The organism is Variovorax sp. BGA-UO-ETr-C22 (assembly GCF_059567965.1).
The window spans coordinates 322,621-341,455 of record NZ_JCAQPA010000010.1; the positions used below are offsets into that span (position 1 = coordinate 322,621).

17 protein-coding genes are annotated in these 18,835 nt (G+C 68.8%); 4 read left to right on the top strand and 13 right to left on the bottom strand.

Annotation, left to right across the window (positions count from 1 at the left end; genetic code table 11):
* The first annotated feature begins 80 nt into the window (after window positions 1-80).
* Together ffh and AC57B8_RS14960 are read left to right on the top strand one after the other, a co-directional pair.
* Window positions 81-1,475 carry a signal recognition particle protein gene (gene ffh / locus AC57B8_RS14955; protein ID WP_095743629.1) on the top strand — a complete coding sequence of 465 codons (1,395 nt, stop codon included), beginning with the start codon at window positions 81-83 and terminating at the stop codon, window positions 1,473-1,475.
* Between the two features lie 45 nt (window positions 1,476-1,520).
* The gene (locus AC57B8_RS14960; protein ID WP_159278540.1) at window positions 1,521-1,856 is read left to right on the top strand and encodes an ankyrin repeat domain-containing protein; all 336 of its coding nucleotides are present in this window, start codon (window positions 1,521-1,523) and stop codon (window positions 1,854-1,856) included.
* A 90-nt stretch (window positions 1,857-1,946) separates the two neighbouring features.
* Here the strand turns inward: AC57B8_RS14960 and mdoH are convergent, their stop codons facing one another.
* The 7 genes from mdoH to AC57B8_RS14995 all read right to left on the bottom strand — a co-directional run bounded on the left by mdoH (window position 1,947) and on the right by AC57B8_RS14995 (window position 9,780).
* Window positions 1,947-3,965 carry a glucans biosynthesis glucosyltransferase MdoH gene (gene mdoH / locus AC57B8_RS14965; protein ID WP_496480014.1) on the bottom strand — a complete coding sequence of 673 codons (2,019 nt, stop codon included), beginning with the start codon at window positions 3,963-3,965 and terminating at the stop codon, window positions 1,947-1,949.
* A gap of 8 nt (window positions 3,966-3,973) precedes the next feature.
* Window positions 3,974-4,174, bottom strand: a complete 201-nt coding sequence (locus tag AC57B8_RS14970) for a hypothetical protein (RefSeq protein WP_082818265.1) — start codon at window positions 4,172-4,174, stop codon at window positions 3,974-3,976.
* A gap of 193 nt (window positions 4,175-4,367) precedes the next feature.
* Complete coding sequence (locus AC57B8_RS14975; RefSeq protein WP_062480357.1) at window positions 4,368-5,756, bottom strand: sigma 54-interacting transcriptional regulator; 1,389 nt, start codon at window positions 5,754-5,756, stop codon at window positions 4,368-4,370.
* Window positions 5,753-6,361, bottom strand: coding sequence for a hypothetical protein (locus AC57B8_RS14980; protein ID WP_496480015.1), 609 nt, complete (start codon window positions 6,359-6,361; stop codon window positions 5,753-5,755). Before AC57B8_RS14980 ends, AC57B8_RS14975 begins: the two co-directional genes overlap by 4 nt.
* An 85-nt stretch (window positions 6,362-6,446) precedes the next feature.
* Window positions 6,447-7,874 (bottom strand): sensor histidine kinase, encoded by a 1,428-nt coding sequence (locus tag AC57B8_RS14985; RefSeq protein WP_095743632.1) that lies wholly within the window; start codon window positions 7,872-7,874, stop codon window positions 6,447-6,449.
* Window positions 7,874-9,232: a tRNA (N6-isopentenyl adenosine(37)-C2)-methylthiotransferase MiaB gene (miaB, locus tag AC57B8_RS14990; protein WP_496480016.1), complete on the bottom strand. Its 1,359-nt coding sequence runs from the start codon at window positions 9,230-9,232 to the stop codon at window positions 7,874-7,876. Before miaB ends, AC57B8_RS14985 begins: the two co-directional genes overlap by 1 nt.
* 89 nt (window positions 9,233-9,321) lie before the next feature.
* The gene (locus tag AC57B8_RS14995) at window positions 9,322-9,780 is read right to left on the bottom strand and encodes a hypothetical protein (protein ID WP_062477880.1); all 459 of its coding nucleotides are present in this window, start codon (window positions 9,778-9,780) and stop codon (window positions 9,322-9,324) included.
* Window positions 9,781-10,033: 253 nt separating this feature from the next.
* Between AC57B8_RS14995 and AC57B8_RS15000 the strand changes: the two genes are divergently transcribed.
* On the top strand, window positions 10,034-11,179 hold the full coding sequence (locus AC57B8_RS15000) for an efflux RND transporter periplasmic adaptor subunit (protein WP_496480525.1): 1,146 nt from the start codon (window positions 10,034-10,036) through the stop codon (window positions 11,177-11,179).
* Window positions 11,176-14,337: an efflux RND transporter permease subunit gene (locus AC57B8_RS15005; protein ID WP_496480017.1), complete on the top strand. Its 3,162-nt coding sequence runs from the start codon at window positions 11,176-11,178 to the stop codon at window positions 14,335-14,337. Before AC57B8_RS15000 ends, AC57B8_RS15005 begins: the two co-directional genes overlap by 4 nt.
* Before the next feature lie 240 nt (window positions 14,338-14,577).
* Here AC57B8_RS15005 and AC57B8_RS15010 read toward each other — a convergent pair whose 3' ends face one another.
* From AC57B8_RS15010 to AC57B8_RS15035, 6 genes are all read right to left on the bottom strand, one after another.
* On the bottom strand, window positions 14,578-15,270 hold the full coding sequence (locus tag AC57B8_RS15010; RefSeq protein ID WP_496480018.1) for a Crp/Fnr family transcriptional regulator: 693 nt from the start codon (window positions 15,268-15,270) through the stop codon (window positions 14,578-14,580).
* 45 nt (window positions 15,271-15,315) lie between these two features.
* Complete coding sequence (locus tag AC57B8_RS15015; RefSeq protein WP_492698028.1) at window positions 15,316-15,966, bottom strand: histidine phosphatase family protein; 651 nt, start codon at window positions 15,964-15,966, stop codon at window positions 15,316-15,318.
* A 22-nt stretch (window positions 15,967-15,988) separates the two neighbouring features.
* Entirely contained in the window at window positions 15,989-16,585 is a 597-nt protein-coding gene (locus tag AC57B8_RS15020) for a DUF4136 domain-containing protein (RefSeq protein ID WP_369631273.1), read from the bottom strand.
* 74 nt (window positions 16,586-16,659) lie between these two features.
* On the bottom strand, window positions 16,660-17,589 hold the full coding sequence (gene ttcA / locus AC57B8_RS15025; RefSeq protein WP_062477895.1) for a tRNA 2-thiocytidine(32) synthetase TtcA: 930 nt from the start codon (window positions 17,587-17,589) through the stop codon (window positions 16,660-16,662).
* Window positions 17,590-17,641: 52 nt separating this feature from the next.
* A complete protein-coding gene (locus AC57B8_RS15030; RefSeq protein WP_056576172.1) occupies window positions 17,642-18,019 on the bottom strand; it encodes a dihydroneopterin aldolase in 378 nt (125 codons plus the stop codon).
* A 14-nt stretch (window positions 18,020-18,033) separates the two neighbouring features.
* Window positions 18,034-18,819: an SDR family oxidoreductase gene (locus tag AC57B8_RS15035; protein WP_062477898.1), complete on the bottom strand. Its 786-nt coding sequence runs from the start codon at window positions 18,817-18,819 to the stop codon at window positions 18,034-18,036.
* Window positions 18,820-18,835 lie beyond the last annotated feature (16 nt).

Genomic DNA, 18,835 nt, shown 5'->3' on the forward strand with positions numbered 1-18,835 from the left:
GAGAGCGGGCCCACATACCGCTTCCAGGTTTTCACGACTTTCCATCGGTCCGCTGCCGCGGACAACAAGGTATTTCCTTCATGGCCACCGCCCTCACCGAAAAGTTCTCCCGCCTCGTCAAGACGATGAGCGGCCAGGCGCGCATCACCGAAAGCAACGTGCAGGACATGCTGCGCGAGGTGCGCATGGCACTGCTGGAGGCCGACGTGGCGCTGCCGGTGGTGCGCGACTTCGTCGCCCGCGTGAAGGAGAAGGCGCTCGGCCAGGAAGTGCTGGGCTCGCTCAAGCCGGGCCAGGCGCTGGTGGGCATCGTCAACCGCGAACTCGCCGCCACCATGGGCGAGGGCGTGTCGGACATCAACCTCGCGGCCCAGCCGCCGGCGGTGATCCTCATGGCCGGCCTGCAGGGCGCCGGCAAGACCACCACCACCGCCAAGCTGGCCAAGCACCTGATCGAGAAGCGCAAGAAGAAGGTGCTCACCGTATCGGGCGACGTGTACCGCCCGGCCGCCATCGAGCAGCTCAAGACCGTCACGAAGCAGGCCGGCGCCGAGTGGTTCCCGAGCACGCCCGACCAGAAGCCGCTGGACATCGCGCGCGCCGCGCTCGACCACGCCAGGCGTCACTACTTCGACGTGCTGCTGGTCGACACGGCCGGCCGCCTGGCGATCGACGAAGTGCTGATGACCGAAATCAAGCAGCTGCACGCCGAGCTCGATCCGGTCGAAACCCTGTTCGTGGTCGATGCCATGCAGGGCCAGGACGCGATCAACACCGCCAAGGCCTTCAAGGAAGCGCTGCCCCTCACCGGCATCATCCTGACCAAGACCGACGGCGATTCGCGCGGCGGTGCGGCGCTGTCGGTGCGCCAGGTGACGGGCGTGCCGATCAAGTTCGCCGGTGTGAGCGAGAAGATCGACGGCCTCGAAGTGTTCGACGCCGAGCGCCACGCGGGCCGCATCCTGGGCATGGGCGACATCGTCGCGCTGGTCGAGCAGGTCACGGCCGGCGTCGACGTGGCGGCGGCGCAGAAGCTGGCCGCCAAGGTCAAGAGCGGCGCCGGCTTCGACCTGAACGACTTCCTCGGCCAGCTGCAGCAGATGAAGCAGATGGGCGGCCTCTCCAGCCTGATGGACAAGCTGCCGCAGCAGATGGCCGCCAAGGCCACCGAGGCCGACATGACGCGCGCCGAGCGCGACATCCGCCGCAAGGAAGGGATCATCCAGAGCATGACCCCGCTGGAGCGCCGCAAGCCCGAGCTGCTCAAGGCCACACGCAAGCGCCGCATCGCGGCCGGTGCGGGCGTGCAGGTTCAGGAAGTGAACCGCCTGCTCAACGAGTTCGAGCAGATGCAGGGCATGATGAAGAAGATGAAGGGCGGCGGCCTCATGAAGATGATGAAGAAGATGGGCGGCATGAAGGGCATGGGTGGAATGCCCGGCATGGGCGGAGGCGGCGGCAAGCTGCCGTTCTGAGCTCGGCCGCTCGCACATACATATATATAGGCGCGCAGCCCCGCGATGTCCGCAGGCGACTGGAAAGAGCTCTACCAGGGCGCGCTGACCGGCGACCTCGACCTGGTGCGCTATCACATCGGCGCCGGCGTGAATCCGAACTACCAGCACCCCGAGATTCTGTGCACGCCGCTGGTGGCCAGCCTGGTCCAGGGGCACGGCGAGATCGCCAGCTACCTGCTGGACCACGGCGCCGATCCGAACCTGCTGTCTGAATTCGACGGGCTCACGCCGCTGCAGGCCGCCCGCAAGCATGGCCGCGAGGCGCTCGTCGCGGCGCTGGTGGCGCGCGGCGCCCGCGCACCCCGTCCGCCGTTCTGGCGCCGCTGGCTGCCCTTCTGAGATCTCGATGCGCATGGCGCACCGCCCAGCAAAAAGCCCGCCGAAGCGGGCTTTTTCTTTGGAGCGATCAGCCGCAGGGCTGAGATCGCATCAGGCCGTGGCCAGTGCCGCCGGGCGCGCCAGGCGCAGTGCATGCATCCAGGCGCGGCGCAACACGGCGGGCGAACGCGATTCCTCGGGAATCAGCAGGAAGCCGCGGTCGCGCAGCGTGGTGCCCAGCGCGATCTGGCTGGTCAGCACGGTCAGCGGGATCGCCAGCAGCAGTGGCAGGCCGACGGGCATGAGCCAGATCAGCGCGCTCGGGTCGATCATGGCGACGCCGACGGCGAGCATGGCGATCACCAGCGACATGGGGGCCAGCTGGGTTGCCGCGACCTTCCACGGCACGGCGTTGGCTTCACGCGGGGGCGACTTCCAGTCGAGCTTGATGCCGGTGAGGGCGACCAGCACGAACAGCGAGTGGGCCAGCATGCGTACCGGGGCCTGCACGATGGCCAGGCCGGCTTCGAGCACCGAGCTCTTCACCAGGCCCCACACACCGCCGTACTGGCGTTGTTCGCCGCGCATCAGCACGGCGGCGATGCCCAGCACGCGCGGCAGGAACAGCAGGCACAGGGTCCAGACCCACAGGCCGGCCAGTTCGGCAGGCAGCACGTTCCAGCTCGACACCAGGCTCGAGCCGCTCAGCCACAGGGCGGTGCCCAGCGTCAGGAAGGCGAGCCACAGCGGGGCCGAGACATACGCCATGGTGCCGGTCACGAACATCGCGCGGTGCACCGGGTGGATGCCGGGCTCGGCCATCAGGCGGGCGTTCTGCAGGTTGCCCTGGCACCAGCGGCGGTCGCGTTGCAGCTCGGCCAGCAGGTCCGGCGGTTGCTGTTCGTAGCTGCCGACCAGGTCGGAAACGAGCCACACGTGGTAGCCGGCGCGGCGCATCAGCGCGGCTTCGACGAAGTCGTGCGACATGATGCCGCCCGACATGCCACCGGTGCCCTTGATGGGGGCCAGCGCGCAGTGCTTCATGAAGGCTTCGACGCGGATGATCGCGTTGTGGCCCCAGTAGTGCGACTCGCCGAGCTGCCAGAACTGCATGCCCAGCGTGAACAGGCGACCCGTCACGCGCGAAGCGAACTGCTGGGCGCGGGCGTGCAGCGTGACGTGGCCGATGGCCTGCGTCGCGGTCTGGATGATGCCGGCGGTGGGGTTGGCTTCCATCAGCTTGACCATCGAGGCCAGGCAGTCGCCGCTCATCACGGAGTCGGCGTCGAGCACGACCATGTAGCGGTAATCCTTGCCCCAGCGGCGGCAGAAGTCGGCCACGTTGCCGGCCTTGCGGTGCGTGCGGCGGGTGCGCAGGCGGTAGTAGACCTCGACCTGCGGCTGGTTCGGGCTCTCGGCCAGCGCGGCGCGCAGGTCTTCCCAGGCGGCGCGCTCGGCGGCGGCGGTCTCGGGGTTGTAGCTGTCGGACAGCACGAACACGTCGAACTGCTTGGCGTGGCCCGTGGAGGCGACCGATTCGCAGGTGGCGCGCAGGCCGGCGAACACGGTGGCCACGTCCTCGTTGCAGATCGGCATGATGATCGCGGTGCGTGCCTCGGGGTTCATCGGGTGGTTGGCGACCTGCTTGGCCGACAGCGCGTGCTTGTCACCGCGCACGGAGACGTAGAAGCCCATGAGGGCGGTCACGAAACCGGTCACGACCCAGCCCGAGAGCAGGCCGTACAGGCCGATCTGGCCGTATTCGAGCCAGACGTTGTCGTAGTCGGGTTGCACGCTGGCGAACAGCGACGACGCGATCACGGTGCTCAGCAGCGTGAGCAGCATGAAGGCGAGGCGGCGCTGGCCGGCGGCGCGTTCCCAGGCCTGCGGGGTCGGGGCGGCCTGCTTGGCGGCGGGGGCGCTGTCGGCATTGCGGCCGGCGCCCAGGCGCACGAGCAGCGCGGTGCCGATGCTGTTCCAGAAACCGCGCCAGGGGCGCGGTGCCATGGAACCGCGGTTGACCGGCGGTGCGGTGACGGCGTTGGGGTGGCGTTCCTCGCGCAGCGCGCTGCGGCGTGCGAAATCGGATTCGGCGAGGACGTTGAGGTGGGAGAAGTCGTTCGGCTTCATCGGTTCATTCACCAACGTTGCTTGTCGAGGGGGGTGTCGCCAATGGCCGGAAGGCGCTTGAAGACGCAATCCGTGGCGGCGCCGCCAACGCCGGAGAGCGCGGTCAGCGAATGGCCCGCGGCACGGGGCCGCGAGGAGGAAAACTGCTTTTGACGCAGGCCGTCGCGCTGCGGACGCAGTGCGAAAGATGGGCTGGTAAGTGCTGTCATGCCAGTACAGGGGCAAACCCTGTGCCAGCCTGGAAAAACGCTTTCAAATCAACGACTTGGCGCGTTCCGAAACCGTTTTCCGTGGGGGAGGGGCCTGCCGGGCCCCCGAAACCCCCGTTTTTGTCGCCGAATCCCGACAAGCCCTGGGGGCCCTCGGGAAACAGCCTTTCAAATCAACGACTTAGGCCTGTCGCTACTCGGCGACAGGGTCCCCACCGGGAGCGACAACGTCGGCCTTGAAGTTGCCTGGCGTGAGTTCGTGCTTCTGCAGCAGGCGGTAGAACTCGGTGCGGTTGCGGTCGGCCAGGCGGGCGGCGTCGGCCACGTTGCCGTCGGTCAGCTTGAGCAAGCCGACGAGGTAGTCGCGCTCGAAACGCTGCTTGGCCTCGGCATAGGTGAGCACCTCCACGCTCGGCACGCGCAGCGCGCGCTGCACCAGCGCCAACGGGATCAGCGGCGAGCCCGACAGCGCGCAGACTTGCTCCACCACGTTGTAGAGCTGGCGCACGTTGCCCGGCCACGCGGCGGTGGTCAGCGCCTTCAGCGCCTCGGGCGCGAAGCCCGACAGCCGCTTGCCGTACTTGGTCGACAGCTTCTGCAGGAAGTGGTTGGCCAACAGCGGAATGTCCTCGCGCCGCGCCGACAGCGGCGGCAGCGTGAGCGTCACCACGTTCAGGCGGTAATAGAGGTCTTCGCGGAACTGGCCGGCTTCCATCGCGGCGTCCAGGTCGCGGTGGGTGGCCGAGACGATGCGCACGTCGACCTCGATCGACTGGCTCGCGCCCAGCGGGCGCACCGCGCGTTCCTGCAGTACGCGCAGCAGCTTGACCTGCAGCGCGGGCGGCATGTCCCCGATTTCGTCGAGCAGCAGCGTGCCGCCGTCGGCCTGCTGGAACAGGCCTTTGTGGTTCGCGTGGGCGTCGGTGAAGGCGCCCTTCATGTGGCCGAACAGCTCGGACTCGAGCAGCGCCTCGGGAATGGCGCCGCAGTTGACCGCCACGAAGGGCTTGTCGGCGCGCGCGCTGGCCTTGTGGATGGCGCGCGCCAGCAGCTCCTTGCCGGCGCCGGAGTCGCCGCGCAGCAGCACGGAGGCGTCCGACTTGGCGACCATGCGCGCCTCGGCCAGCAGCTCGGCCATGCGGTTGCTGCGGCTCACGATTTCCGAGCGCCAGCTGTCGTCGCCGGTCTTGCTCGGCGTGGCCGCCGGGGCGCCGAGCGCCAGCGCCTGCGCGATCTTCTCGAGCAGTTCGCGCGCGTCGTAGGGCTTGGTGAGGTAGGTGAACACGCCGCGCGCCGTGGCCTCGACCGCGTCGGGAATGGTGCCGTGCGCGGTCAGCAGGATGACCGGCAGCGTCGGGTGGCGCTTGCGGATCTCGTCGAACAGCTGCAGGCCGTCGCGCCCGGGCAGGCGCACGTCGCTGAGCACCAGCTGCGGGTGCTCGATCTCGAGCTGCGTGAGCGCGGTCTCGGCCGAGGTGACGGCCGTGACCTGGTAGCCCGCCGACACCAGCCGCATCGAGAGCAGCCGCAGCATGTCCGGGTCGTCATCGACCACGAGGAGGCGGGCACCAGTGGTACTCATGGATTCGTTCGGCTTCCGTTGGAGGGCGTGGGTGCCGGCGTGTTGGGCCGGGCGAAGCTGCGCTCGATGGCGCGCAGCGCCTCGATGCGCTCGTTGAGCTGGTCGATGCGGCGCTGGCTGTCGCGCAGCTGCTGCACCTGCTTGTCGCGGTCGTCTTCGACGCGGCGCTGCTCGACATAGCGCGCCGCCAGCGCCCGCGCGAGCGGGTGCAGCGGCTGCGCCTCGGGCGCGGGATTGGCGATCACGCGCTGCAGCAGGCCCAGCGCGCGCGCCAGGTCGGCCGGCACGCGGGTCTGTGCGAGCAGGATCGCCAGCTGCATCTGCGCCGCGGGCGTCTCGCCCTGTTCGCCGACGCGGGCGATTTCCGCACTCAGGTCGGCGCCGCCCAGCGGGCGCACCTTGTCGGCATAGGCCAGCATGGCCGTGACGGGGCCCTGCGTGAGCTGCGTGAAGAGCGAGGCCGGCTGCGTGGCCGGCGCGCGGGGCTCGGCCTCGACCGGCACGACGCGCGGCGCGGCCACGGGCGGCGGCAGCGCGTCGGCTTCGGCCGGCGGCTTGGGCTGGGAGGCGCAGGCCGCCAGCAGCAGGGCACATGGCACGGCCATGGCCCCGGCGAAGGTGAATCTGCGGACGAACGAAAGGAACATGGGTCGAAAAAGGCGCGGGGCGGTGTGGGTGGGGTGTCCGGGGTCAGGTCGTGCGCGGCAGTTCGATGCGAAAGCGTGCACCGGGGCCGTCCGGCAGCAGGGCGATGCGGCCCCCATGGGCTGCAATGTACTCCTGCACGATGGAAAGTCCGATGCCGGTGCCTTTCACCGTGTGCTCGGGCTGGCGCTCGCCGCGGAAGAAGGGTTCGAAGATGCGGTCGCGGTCGTTCACGGCAATGCCGGGGCCGGCGTCGCACACGTCGATGTGCACCGCCTCGGGCGTGCCCGACACGGCCAGCGTGATGACGCCGCCGGCGGCCGAGAAGCGGATCGCGTTCGACAGCAGGTTGGCGATGGCGGTGCCGAGCTTGGTGCGGTCGACCGTGAGGGCGATCGGCTCGCCCTCGGCGCGCACGCGCAGGCCGTGCGCCTGCCACTGCAGGCGCTGGGCCTCGATCTGCTCCTCGATCAGCGGCAGCAGCTCGGTGCGCTCGCGGCGCAGCTCGCGCGCCTCGAAGGCGGCGGCGTTGAAGCGCAGCAGCGCCTCGATCTGGTTCTGCAGCGACACGGTGTTCTGCTGCAGGATCTGCGCCACTTCGAGCTGCGCCGGATTCAGCGGGCCGGTCACGCCGTCCTCGAGCAGCGACACGCCCTCGCGCAGCGCCGCCAGCGGCGTCTTCAGCTCGTGCGACACATGGCGCAGGAAGCGCGCCTTGTCGGCGTCGAGTTCGGTCAGGCGCAGGCGCAGCCATTCGAGCTGCTGCGACACGCGCCGCACGTCGGCCGGGCCGCGGATGTCGATCGGTTCGTCGAGCCGGTTCTGGCCCAGGCCGACGATGGCGTTCTCGAGCCGCTTGAAGGGGCGCGCCAGCCAGATGCCGAAGGCCAGCGCCAGCGACACGGCCAGCACGCTGGCGGCCACCACCTCGCGCATCAGCCGGCGGCGCGCGTTCTCGATGCGCTTGGCCAGCGCGTCGTTCTGCGTTTCGATCAGGAACTGCGCCTGCTGGGCGATGTTGGTGTTCAGGGCGTCGAGTTCGCGGAACTGCATCGCCATCGTGCTTTCGCGCGCCAGGGCGCTGTCGGGGCTGCCGCCGAGCAGCCCTTCGATCACGCCGAGCTGGCTGCGCCACATGTCGATGCCGGCGGCCGGCAGGCCGTTGCGTTCCAGGCGCTCCAGCACCTGGTGGGCCTCGCGCGCCGCCTCGTCGAAGCGGCGGCGCAGCACGGCGTCGTTGAGCACCAGCGACTGGCGTCCCGCGCGCTCCATGGCCGCGCTGCGTTCGGCCAGCGACTGCGAGGCGCCCGACAGGCGCAGCGCGCGCGCGGCGGCGTCGCGGCTTTGCGTGACGAGCGCGTCGTACTGCAGCACCGAGCGCAGCGCCACGCCCACCAGCAGCGCGGTGATCAGCAGGAAGGCGAACAGCAGGAGCTGCTGGAACGAGCCCCGGACGGATGGACGTTTCGCCATCAGTGGGCGAGCGCCGTGGCGGCAGCCAGGGCCGATTCGCGCGTGACCACTTCGCCGCGCAGCGTGTACGCCAGCGAGCGGGTGATGCGCAGGTCGGCCATCTGGCCCACGAGGCGGGCGTCGCCCTCGAAGTTGACGACGCGGTTGCAGGCGGTGCGGCCCATGAGTTCGTTGGCGTCCTTGCGCGACGCGCCCTCGACCAGCACGCGCTGCGTGCTGCCTACCAGCGCATCGCCGAAGCGGCGCACGTTGCCGTCGATCACGCGCTGCAGCGTCTGCAGGCGCGCCAGCTTCACCTCGTGCGGCGTGTCGTCCTGTAGCGCGGCGGCGGGCGTGCCGGGGCGCGGGCTGAAGATGAAGCTGAAGCTGTTGTCGAACTGGCAGTCGTCGATGAGCTTCATCATCTTGTCGAAGTCGGCGTCGGTCTCGCCGGGGAAGCCGACGATGAAGTCGCTGGAAAGCGCGAGTTCGGGGCGGATGGCGCGCAGCTTGCGCACCGTGCTCTTGTATTCCATGGCGGTGTAGCCGCGCTTCATCGCCATGAGGATGCGGTCGCTGCCGTGCTGCACCGGCAGGTGCAGATGCGAGACGAGCTGCGGCACCTTGGCGTAGGCCTCGATGAGCCGGGGCGTGAACTCGTTCGGGTGGCTGGTGGTGTAGCGGATGCGTTCGATGCCGGGGATCTCGGCGACGTATTCAATCAGCAGCGCGAAGTCGGCGATTTCGGCGGTGTCGCCCATCTTGCCGCGGTAGGCGTTCACGTTCTGGCCCAGCAGCGTGATCTCGCGCACGCCCTGGTCGGCCAGGCCGGCGATCTCGACCAGCACGTCGTCCAGGGGGCGGTTCACTTCCTCGCCGCGGGTGTAGGGCACCACGCAGTAGCTGCAGTACTTGGAGCAGCCTTCCATGATCGACACGAAAGCGGTCGCGCCTTCGACGCGGGCGGGCGGCAGGTGGTCGAACTTCTCGATCTCGGGGAAGCTGATGTCCACCTGCGGGCGGTCGAGCCTTTCGCGGTCGTTCAGCATCTCGGGCAGGCGGTGCAGCGTCTGCGGGCCGAACACGATGTCGACGTAGGGCGCGCGCGCGATGATGGCCTGGCCTTCCTGGCTCGCCACGCAGCCGCCCACGCCGATCTTCACGCCCTTGGCCTTCAGGTGCTTCACGCGGCCGAGGTCGGAGAAGACCTTCTCCTGCGCCTTCTCGCGCACCGAGCAGGTGTTGAACAGGATGAGGTCGGCTTCGTCCACGTTCTGCGTGGGCTCGTAGCCCTGGGCGGCGTGGAGCACGTCGGCCATCTTGTCCGAGTCGTACTCGTTCATCTGGCAGCCGAAGGTCTTGATGAATACTTTTTTCATGGGGAGCTCTCTGTGCCCTTCGCAAAGAGGAAGGGCTGCGAGACGCGCGTGGCGCCCGCGGATTTTTGCTTGCTTGCGGCCCGGCCGCGTTACTGCGTGTTCAGCGTGTCGTTCGAGGTGAACGGCCAGATGTTCAGGAACGGCTTGTTCAGCGATTCGCGGCTGGCCATGGCCTCGTCGGGCGTCAGGATCCAGACCTCGCGCAGCAGCCCGGCGGCGTCGCGCGTGTAGTTCACGAGGTACTTCTGGCCGATGATCGCGCCGGGCATCACCAGCATGTTCTGCGGGCTGCGGATGCGCGCGCCGGCGCCCAGTCGGTCGGCCCGGCCGTCGAGCTCGACGTCGGGGGCGCTGGTCACCATGAACTTGCCGCGCAGCGTGCCGATGGGGAAGTTGCGCCCGCCGTTGAGCGACTCGTTCTGGGTCTGCGGACGGGGCACCTCGTCCTGGGCGCTGGCCTGGAGGGAGAAAAGACCGGCGGCGCCGGCAAGGGCGGCGCAGATAGCGAGGGAAGTGAGCGTTTTCGTGGGTGTCTTGCAGCGGTTCATGGGGTATATCCAGAGGCTGTGGACCGGCGATTTTAGCGAGGGGGTGTTTTCCCTCATACCGGGTGCAGCGGGTGGTGCGGGGGCTTTGCGTCGGCCTGCTTTACATTTCTTTACGGCGCCCGTGAACACTGTGCGCCGGCCACTGCTCCAATAGCTGCTGTCAGCCCAAAGTGCACAAGAACCCATGAAGAAATCTGCCGCCTTCGCCCTCGCGGGCGTGTTGATCGTAGCCGTCGCAGGCGGCTGGTGGCGCATGTCGGGCGATCGGCCGGCCGCGAAGGACGCCAAGTCCGCGAACGCCGGGCCTCCCGCCGCGCTGGTCACGCTGGCCACGGCCGAAAAGCAGGACGTGCCGGTCACGGTGCAGGTCAACGGCAGCGTGGTTTCGCTCAACAGCGTCGACCTGCGCCCGCAGGTCACCAACACCGTGAGCGCGGTGCACGTCAAGGAAGGCCAGTTCGTGAAAGCAGGGCAGTTGCTCTTCACGCTGGACGACCGCAACGACCAGGCCAATCTGGCGCGCGCCCGGGCCCAGCAGCAGAAGGACGAGGCCACCATGGCCGACTTGGAGCGCCAGTACAAGCGCAGCCAGGACCTGGTGGCACAGAACTTCATTGCCAAGAGCGCGGCCGACGCCACGCTGTCGCAGCTCCAGGCGCAGCGCGCCGCCGTGGCGGCCGACCGCGCGGCCGTGCAGTCGGCGCAGGTGGCGCTGGGCTACGCCACGCTGCGCGCGCCCATCGCGGGGCGCATCGGCGCCGTCAACATCTACCCGGGCACGCTGGTGCAGCCCACGCTGTCGCTGGTCACCATCACCCAGCTCGACCCCATCGCCGTGAGCTTCCCGGTGCCCGAAGGCAACCTGCAGGACCTGCTGGCCGCGTCGCGCACGCGCGCCAAGGTCGAGGCGCTGGTCACGGGCCGGCGCGAGCCGCTGTTCGGCACGCTCGATTTCGTCGACAACACGGTCGATCCGCAGATCGGCACCGTGCGCGCCAAGGCCGTGTTCGCCAACGCCGACCAGAGCCTGTGGCCCGGCCAGTTCGTCAACACGCGCATCACGGTGCGCATGCTCGACGGCGTCACGGTGGTGCCGGCCGCGGCGCTCATGATGCTGTCCGACGGCGCCACGCTGTACGTGGTCGATGCCGAGCGCAACGCGGCGCGCCGTCAGGTCAAGGTGCTCCACACCTTCGGCACCAAGGTGGCCGTGAGCGGCGTGACGCCCGGCGAGCAGGTCGTGATCGAAGGCAGCCAGAACGTGCGCCCGGGCGGCAAGGTGCGCATCGATGTGAAGGCGCCGGCCGGACCGGGCGGTGCGCCTGCCAACGGCACCACGGGCGTCACGCCCGGCAGCGCCGCTTCGTCGGATGTTCAGCCGGCACGAGAACGCGCATGAACATTTCAGAGCTCTGCATCCGCCGTCCGGCGATGACGGTGCTGCTGTCGGCGGCCGTCGTGGTCATCGGCATCTTTGCGTACTTCAGCATCCCGGTGGCGGCGCTGCCCAGCTACAACACGCCGGTCATCAACGTCAACGCGCAGCTGCCGGGCGCCAGCCCCGACACCATGGCGAGTTCGGTCGCGCTGCCGCTCGAAAAGCAGTTCTCGACCATCCCCGGCCTGCAGACCATCAGCTCGGTGAACACGCAGGGCGTGACCTCGCTCACACTCGAATTCGTCAGCAGCCGCGACATCGACGCCGCCGCGGTCGACGTGCAGGCCGCGCTGCTGCGCGCCCAGCGCCAGCTGCCGCAAGAACTGACGCAGCTGCCCTCGTACCGCAAGGTGAATCCGGCCGACGCGCCGGTGCTGTTCATCGCGCTGATCTCGCCGTCGATGAACCCGTCGGAGCTCAACGACTACGCCGAGAACCTCATTTCGCCCACGCTCTCGACCATCGACGGCGTGGCGCAGGTGGGCGTGTACGGGCGCAAGGCCTTCGCGGTGCGCATCAAGGCCAACGCCGACCTGCTCAACGCGCGCAACATCACGCTCGACGAGCTGGCCAAGGCCGTGAACTCGGCCAACGCCAACACGCCGGTCGGCACGCTCGACGGCCCGCGCCAGACGCTCACCATCCAGGCCAACCGCCAGCTCATGAAGGCGGCTGACTTCGCCAAGCTGATCATCGCGCAGCGCAACGGCGCGCCGGTGCGGCTGGACGAAGTGGCCATGCTCGAAGACAGCTTCGAGTCGGTCAAGACCGCCAGCAGCTTCAACGGGCAAGACTCCATCTCGCTGGCCGTGCAGCGCCAGCCCAATGCCAACACCGTGCAGGTGGTGGACGCGGTGCGTGCGCTCATCCCGCGCTTCAAGGCCGAGCTGCCGCAGTCGGTCGAGATCCACATGGTCAACGACCGCTCGCTCTCGATCCGCGAGGCGGTGCACGACGTTCAGCTCACGCTGCTGGGCACCATCGCGCTGGTGGTGCTGGTGATCTTCCTGTTCCTGCACCGGCTGGTGGCCACGCTGATCCCGGCGGCCACCATCCCGATCTCGCTGATCGGCGCCGTGGCGCTGCTGTACGCCTTCGGCTACAGCCTGGACAACGTGTCGTTGCTGGGCATCACGCTGGCCGTGGGCCTGGTGGTGGACGACGCCATCGTGGTGCTCGAGAACATCATGCGCTACGTCGAGAAGGGCATGGAGCCGATGGCCGCCGCGCTGCGCGGCGCGCGCGAGGTGGGCTTCACCATCGTGTCGATCTCGATCTCGCTGGTGGCCGTGTTCATCCCGATCTTCTTCATGCCCGGCGTGATCGGCCTCTTGTTCCATGAGTTCGCCGTGGTGGTGGCACTGGCGGTGCTGGTGTCGGCCGTGGTGTCGCTCACGCTGGTGCCCATGCTCGCGAGCCGGCTGCTCAAGCACGTGCCGCGCAAGGCCGGCGCGCTCGACCACGAAGAAGAGCACCCCGAGCCCGGCACGGCCATCGGCCGTGCCTTCGAGCGCGGCTACCGCGCCGTGCACGGCGGCTACATGCGCACGCTCGACTGGACGCTCGGGCATCGCCCGCTGATGCTGGTCATGGCGGGGCTGACCTTCGTGGTCACGGCCTGGCTCTTCGTCAGCATTCCCAAGGGCTTCTTCCCCGAGGAAGACATCGGCCAGATCCAGATCACCACCGAGGCGGCCGAAGACATCTCGTTCACCGCCATGAAGGCGCTGCAGGACCGCGTGGCCGCCGCGCTCAAGGCCGATCCGAGCGTGGACTACGTCAGTTCCTTCGTCGGCGTGGGCGGCCCGACGGCCACGCAGAACTCGGGCCGGCTGTTCGCGGTGCTCAAGCCGCGCAGCGAGCGCCCCAAGATGGCCAAGGTGCTCGAGTCGCTGCGCCAGCGCTTCCGCGAGATCCCGGGCATTGCCGTGTACATGCAGCCGGTGCAGAACCTGCGCCTGGGCGGACGCCAGAGCAAGGCGCGCTTCCAGTACACGCTGCAGAGCGTGAACGCCGGCGAGATGGTGCCGTGGTCGACCCGGCTCATGGAGCGCATGCGCGCCGACCCCGACTTCCGCGACGTGACCAGCGACTCGCAGAACCGTGGCCTGCAGGCCACGCTGGAGATCGACCGCGACAAGGCCGGCGTGCTCGGCGTGGCCGTGGGCGACCTGCGCACCGCGCTGTACAACGCGTACGGCGACCGCCAGATCGGCAGCATCTACGGCGCCAGCAACACCTATCAGGTCATCCTGTCGGCGGCCGACAGCGACCGCCAGTTCGAGGAAGACGTGGCGCGCCTGTCGGTGCGCAGCACCACCGGCAAGCTGGTGCCGCTGTCGGCCTTCTCGACCGTCAAGCGCACCGTGGGGCCGACCTCGGTCAACCACCAGGGCCAGCTGCAAGCGGTGACGGTGTCGTTCAACCTCGGCCCCGACGTGCCGCTGGGCAACGCCACCGCGAAGATCGACCGCTTCAAGGACGAGCTGAAGATGCCGCAGTCGATCATCACGACCTACGGCGGCGACGCGGCGGTGTTCCAGAGCTCGCAGGGCAGCCAGGCCGTGCTGCTGGTGCTCGCGGTGCTGGTCATCTACGTGCTGCTGGGCGTGCTGTACGAGAGCTACATCCACCCGATCACCATCCTGGCGGGCCTGCCCTCGGCGGCGGTGGGGGCGCTCATCTCGCTGAAGCTCTTCGGCTTCGACCTCACGCTGATCGCGACCATCGGCATCCTGCTCCTGATCGGCATCGTGAAGAAGAACGCGATCATGATGATCGACTTCGCCCTCGACGCGCAGCGCACCGAAGGCATGCAGCCGGTCGACGCGATCCGCGAGGCCTGCCGGCTGCGCTTCCGCCCGATCCTCATGACCACGCTGGCCGCGCTGATGGGTGCGCTGCCGCTCGCGCTGGGCCTGGGCGCCGGCGCCGAGCTGCGCCAGCCGCTGGGCGTGGCGGTGGTGGGCGGGCTGATCTTCTCGCAGGTGATCACGCTGTACATCACGCCCGCGATCTACCTGGCGCTCGACCGCTATAGCGGCAGCGGGCCGATGGTGGAGCTGCCGGGCGAGGCGAAGGCCGAGGCTGCGGCGGGGCACGCGGCCTCGCACGCTTGACGGCGATTCAAAAGATGCCGGATGGCCATGAGCGTGAGCCACCCGGCCAGGAAGGACTTGTGCAGTCCCGCGTGACGCCACACCCGGACCATCGCCCATTGAAGGCGCTCCGGCCTCTCTCCTCAACGGCTCTCTCCATTCCCTCCGCCGCTGCTCTTCCCATGTGTGTGACGGGATGAATGATCGCGAGGGGATGAGGTTGTCGACGGTATCCAGCGATACAGGAAGCGGGCTTTTTCCTTACGGTGTCGCGTCGCGGAAACGATGCAGGGCCGGCGCATTCGGGATGCTGACCTGCCGGGCCCGCGTTTCAATGAGCCCTTCTCTCGCCAGCGCATTCAACGTGCGCGTGACGGTGACACGGCTCAAGGCCGTCATGGCGCCGATCTGCTCGTGCGTCAGGTCCACGGTGAGTTGTTTCGGTGCCTGCGCCGATGGCGGGCGTGCCACCCGCAGCAGCAAGTCGATGACCCGCTCCTTGGGCGCCGCCGAGGCCACCCCGGCCAGCTTGGCGACGATCATGTGGTTCTTGAAGCCGAGCAGCTGGATCAACGAGGTCGCGAGCTTGGGTAGCGCTGAAAACTGCTGCGCGACATCCGCCGGGCGGTAGCGGCTGAGAAGGGCCGGCGCGACCGCCCGGGTCGTCGTCGGTCGGGGGCTGTCGGCAAACGCCGGGCCTTCGCCGAAGATCGCACCCGGCCCGAAGATCTCGAGCAGGAACTCCGAGCCGTTGCTTCGGTGGATCGTGGAATGCACGAAGCCCGACCGCAAGAGATAGAAGTAGTCGTGCCGTTCGCCTTCGCGCGCAATGGTGTCGCCGGCCTCCAGGGTGACGAAGCTTCCCAGGTGCGTGGCGTCGATCCACGGCGCGGACAGCGACTGGGAGGCGTCCCAACTGGCGTAGGCCGAGGGCGTGGGGTTCGTTCTTTTCATGGGAGCGTCTTGCCCGGGGCGAAGAAAGGCAAGCGGCTCACCCCACTAGGTCGTGGTCTCGTCCAGCGGCGCGTCCGTCGCCAGGTGGGCAATGTCGCTCCAGCCGACGAGGCTGAAGCCCTCGGGCGTCCACAGCATGCGGTTGATCGCCGCGTTACCGAGCTGCCAGGTGCGCGGCGCCTGCAGCTCCTGGCGCGTGGCGGCGCGGTAGAGCACGTCCATCACGCCGCCGTGGGCCACCAGCACCACCAGCTGGCCCGGGTGGCGCGCGGCGATGGCCGAGGCGGTGCCTGTCACGCGGTCGCGAAAGGTCAGCAGGCTCTCGCCGCCGCCTTCGGGCTCGAACTCGGGGTCGCGCTCGCGCCAACGGCGGGCGTCCTCGGGCAGCGTGGCCTCGATCTCGGCGAAGCTCATGCCCTCGAAGCGGCCGAAGGCGCGCTCGCGCAGGCCCAGGTCGGGCTGCACGGCGAGGCCGTGGGGCTCGGCGATGGCCTGGGCGGTCTGCCAGGCGCGCGAGAGGTCGCTGGCATAGACCGCCGCAATCGGCTCGTCGGCCAGCGCCTGTCCGGCGCGCTGCGCCTGCCAGAGGCCGGTGGCATTGAGGCCGATGTCGAGGTGGCCCTGGATGCGGGTGTCGACGTTCCAGGCGGTTTCGCCGTGGCGCACGGCGATCAGGCGGGTGAGATTGGCTTCCATCCGTCCGAATTCTAGAAGTGCGTCATTTTTTGGCGGCCGGCGCGAGCTCGATGTTCACGCGGCGCTCGCCGGGCGGCGGGTTCGGAAAGCCCTGCAATGCGGCCTCGAACATCACCGGCAGGATCGCCGCGCTCGAGCTGTACGGGCCGTCGTTGCGCGCGCGGGTCTCGTACACCACGCGGTGGCTGCCGCCCGCCTCGCGCAGCACGAGGCTCACCTCGCGCTGGTACCAGGGGTTGGCCGGCGGCGTGAACATCGGGCCGCCGTACCAGCCGCTGCCATACCAGCGGTGACCGTAGTAGCCGCCGTAGCCGTAGCCCCACGGGCCGGGCCCGTACAGCCACGGATCGGCCCAGGGCGACAGCGCCGCCGTGACGCGCGCGCCGATCTGCGCCGTGTACTGCGGCCTTGTGTCGTCGCGGCGCAGGCCGACCTTGTCGAGCGCGGCCGCGGCCATGGCCTCCAGGCCTTCCTGGCGCGCCGTGTCGGCCTGCTGCGAAGGCAGGCGCTCGAAGCGGTAGGTGGCGCCGGGCGGCACGGTCGTGCCCGGCGTGGCAAAGCTCTTGACGTTGCTGTCGACCACCCAGGAGGTGGCGCAGCCGCTCAGGGTTGCTACCAAAAATAGAGCTGAAAACGCACGATACATAAGGGTCTCCGGGCCTTAGGCCCTCAAAGTCCCCTGGGTTGCCCGAGTCAGCCCTGGACGATGCGCAGGGCCGAGGGTGCCTGGGAGAGCAGGTCGAAAGCGGGCGTGTCGAAGGCCTTGTCGCCGTTCTCGTCGGCCACGCCCGTCGCCTTCAGACCCTGGAAGTCGTGCAGCGTTCCGTCCAGCAGGTGCGAAGGCACGACGTTCTGCAGCGCGGTGAACATGTTTTCCACGCGGCCGGGGTACTTCTTGTCCCACTCGCGCAGCATCTCGCCGACCTGCTTGCGCTGCAGGTTCTCCTGGCTGCCGCACAGCGTGCAGGGAATGATCGGGAACTCGCGGTGCTGCGCCCAGCGCACCGTGTCTTTCTCGGCCACGTAGGCCAGCGGACGGATCACGATGTGCTTGCCGTCGTCGCTCACCAGCTTGGGCGGCATGCTCTTGAGCTTGCCGCCGAAGAACATGTTGAGGAAGAAGGTCTGCAGCATGTCGTCGCGGTGGTGGCCCAGCGCGACCTTGGTGGCGCCCAGCTCGTCGGCCACGCGGTACAGGATGCCGCGGCGCAGCCGGCTGCACAGGCCGCAGGTGGTCTTGCCCTCGGGGATCACGCGCTTGACGATGCTGTAGGTGTCCTGGTTCTCGATGTGGAAGGCCACGCCGAGCTCGCTCAGGTACTTGGGCAGCACCTCTTCGGGGAAGCCGGGCTGCTTCTGGTCGAGGTTGACCGCGACGATGTCGAAGTGGATGGGCGCGCGCGCCTTCATCTTGAGCAGGATGTCGAGCAGCGCGTAGCTGTCTTTTCCGCCCGAGACGCACACCATGACCTTGTCGCCCTCTTCGATCATGTTGTAGTCGACGATGGCCTGGCCGACCTGGCGGCACAGGCGCTTCTCGAGCTTGTGCGTCTCGCGTTCGATCTTCAGCGAGTTGGAGGGCGCACCGGCTTCGGGCGTATCGTCGATCCAGACGGCGTTCATTGGGGGGCTACTTCGGGCAAATCGGGGGAAAGAGCCCCGATTTTGCCTTGGATCACCATTCCCCGGCTTCGATGCGGATGGCGACTTCGCAGTCGTCGAAGATTTCGAGCTTGGCGATCTTCACGCGCACGCCCCGCACGCCGGGCAACTGCAACAGGCGCTGCGCGAGCTTGCCGATCAGGCTTTCGAGCAGGTTGACGTGCTCGGCGGTGCACTCGTCGATGATGATGCGGCGCACCTTGCGGTAGTCCAGCACGTGGAAGATGTCGTCGTCCTGCGGCAGCAGTGGCTGCGGGCCGAGGTTGAGCTCGGCGTCCACCAGGATCGGCTGCGGCGCGGTCTTTTCCTGCTCCAGGATGCCCAGGTTGGCGTCGAAGCGCAGGCCCTGGAGGGTGAGTGTCTGGTGGCCGTGCGGTGTGTTCGTGGACATGGTGGTGGTGCTCGTCACATGAGCGAGAAGTCGCGCTCGAATTTCATGAGGTGCTGGCCGCCGTCGACGAGCAGCGTGGTGCCGGTGATCGAGCTGTTTTCCAGCGCGAACTTCACGGTGGCGGCCACGTCTTCCGATGTGGACGAGCGGCCCAGCGGCGACAGCTTGTGCAGCTGCGCGAACTTGTCGTCGTCGAGCATGTGGCTCGCCAGCGTGAGGCCGGGCGCCACGCCCACCACGCGCACGCGCGGCGCGAGCGCCAGCGCGAGCATGGGGGTGGCGGCTTCGAGCGCGGCCTTGGAGAGCGTGTAGCTCAGGAAGTCGGGGTTCGGGTTCCACAGCTTCTGGTCGAGCAGGTGCACCACGGCGCCGCCGTGCGCGTCGCGCCGGGCCAGGTGGTCGTGCAGCGCCTGCGCCAGCAGGATGGCCGCGCCGGTGTTGCTGCGCGCGTGGCGTTCCATGAGCGCGTAGCTGAAGCTGGCGGCGTCGTCGTGTTCGAAGAGGGCGGCGCTGTGCACCACGGCATCGACGGCGCGAAAGCGCGCCGCCACGCGCGGCAGCAGGGCGCGCGTGGCCTGTTCGTCGGCCAGGTCGGCCTCGAACAGGGCCGAGTCGCCCGAGCGCGCGGCGCAATCGGCCACGGTCTGCTCGGCCTCGGCACGCGAGCTGCGGTAGTGCACCGCCACCTGCCAGCCACCCGCCGCGAGCGCCAGCGCGATCTCGCGGCCCAGCCGGCGGCCCGCGCCCGTGACGAGGACGGTGCGGCGGCGATCGGGGGAGGAGGGTGGGATGGCGCTCATTCGGAGGAAGAAGACA

Bases quoted from the DNA above. Each gene is read 5' to 3' on its own strand.
- mdoH (WP_496480014.1), bottom strand. From the start codon at position 3,965: ATGAAGCCGAACGACTTCTCCCACCTCAACGTCCTCGCCGAATCCGAT.
- miaB (WP_496480016.1), bottom strand. From the start codon at position 9,232: ATGAAAAAAGTATTCATCAAGACCTTCGGCTGCCAGATGAACGAGTAC.
- AC57B8_RS15030 (WP_056576172.1), bottom strand. From the start codon at position 18,019: ATGTCCACGAACACACCGCACGGCCACCAGACACTCACCCTCCAGGGC.
- AC57B8_RS14995 (WP_062477880.1), bottom strand. From the start codon at position 9,780: ATGAACCGCTGCAAGACACCCACGAAAACGCTCACTTCCCTCGCTATC.
- AC57B8_RS14980 (WP_496480015.1), bottom strand. From the start codon at position 6,361: ATGGCCGTGCCATGTGCCCTGCTGCTGGCGGCCTGCGCCTCCCAGCCC.
- AC57B8_RS15000 (WP_496480525.1), top strand. From the start codon at position 10,034: ATGTCGGGCGATCGGCCGGCCGCGAAGGACGCCAAGTCCGCGAACGCC.
- AC57B8_RS14975 (WP_062480357.1), bottom strand. From the start codon at position 5,756: ATGAGTACCACTGGTGCCCGCCTCCTCGTGGTCGATGACGACCCGGAC.
- ttcA (WP_062477895.1), bottom strand. From the start codon at position 17,589: ATGAACGCCGTCTGGATCGACGATACGCCCGAAGCCGGTGCGCCCTCC.
- AC57B8_RS15005 (WP_496480017.1), top strand. From the start codon at position 11,176: ATGAACATTTCAGAGCTCTGCATCCGCCGTCCGGCGATGACGGTGCTG.
- AC57B8_RS15010 (WP_496480018.1), bottom strand. From the start codon at position 15,270: ATGAAAAGAACGAACCCCACGCCCTCGGCCTACGCCAGTTGGGACGCC.
- AC57B8_RS15015 (WP_492698028.1), bottom strand. From the start codon at position 15,966: ATGGAAGCCAATCTCACCCGCCTGATCGCCGTGCGCCACGGCGAAACC.
- AC57B8_RS14970 (WP_082818265.1), bottom strand. From the start codon at position 4,174: ATGACAGCACTTACCAGCCCATCTTTCGCACTGCGTCCGCAGCGCGAC.
- AC57B8_RS15035 (WP_062477898.1), bottom strand. From the start codon at position 18,819: ATGAGCGCCATCCCACCCTCCTCCCCCGATCGCCGCCGCACCGTCCTC.
- AC57B8_RS14985 (WP_095743632.1), bottom strand. From the start codon at position 7,874: ATGGCGAAACGTCCATCCGTCCGGGGCTCGTTCCAGCAGCTCCTGCTG.
- AC57B8_RS14960 (WP_159278540.1), top strand. From the start codon at position 1,521: ATGTCCGCAGGCGACTGGAAAGAGCTCTACCAGGGCGCGCTGACCGGC.
- ffh (WP_095743629.1), top strand. From the start codon at position 81: ATGGCCACCGCCCTCACCGAAAAGTTCTCCCGCCTCGTCAAGACGATG.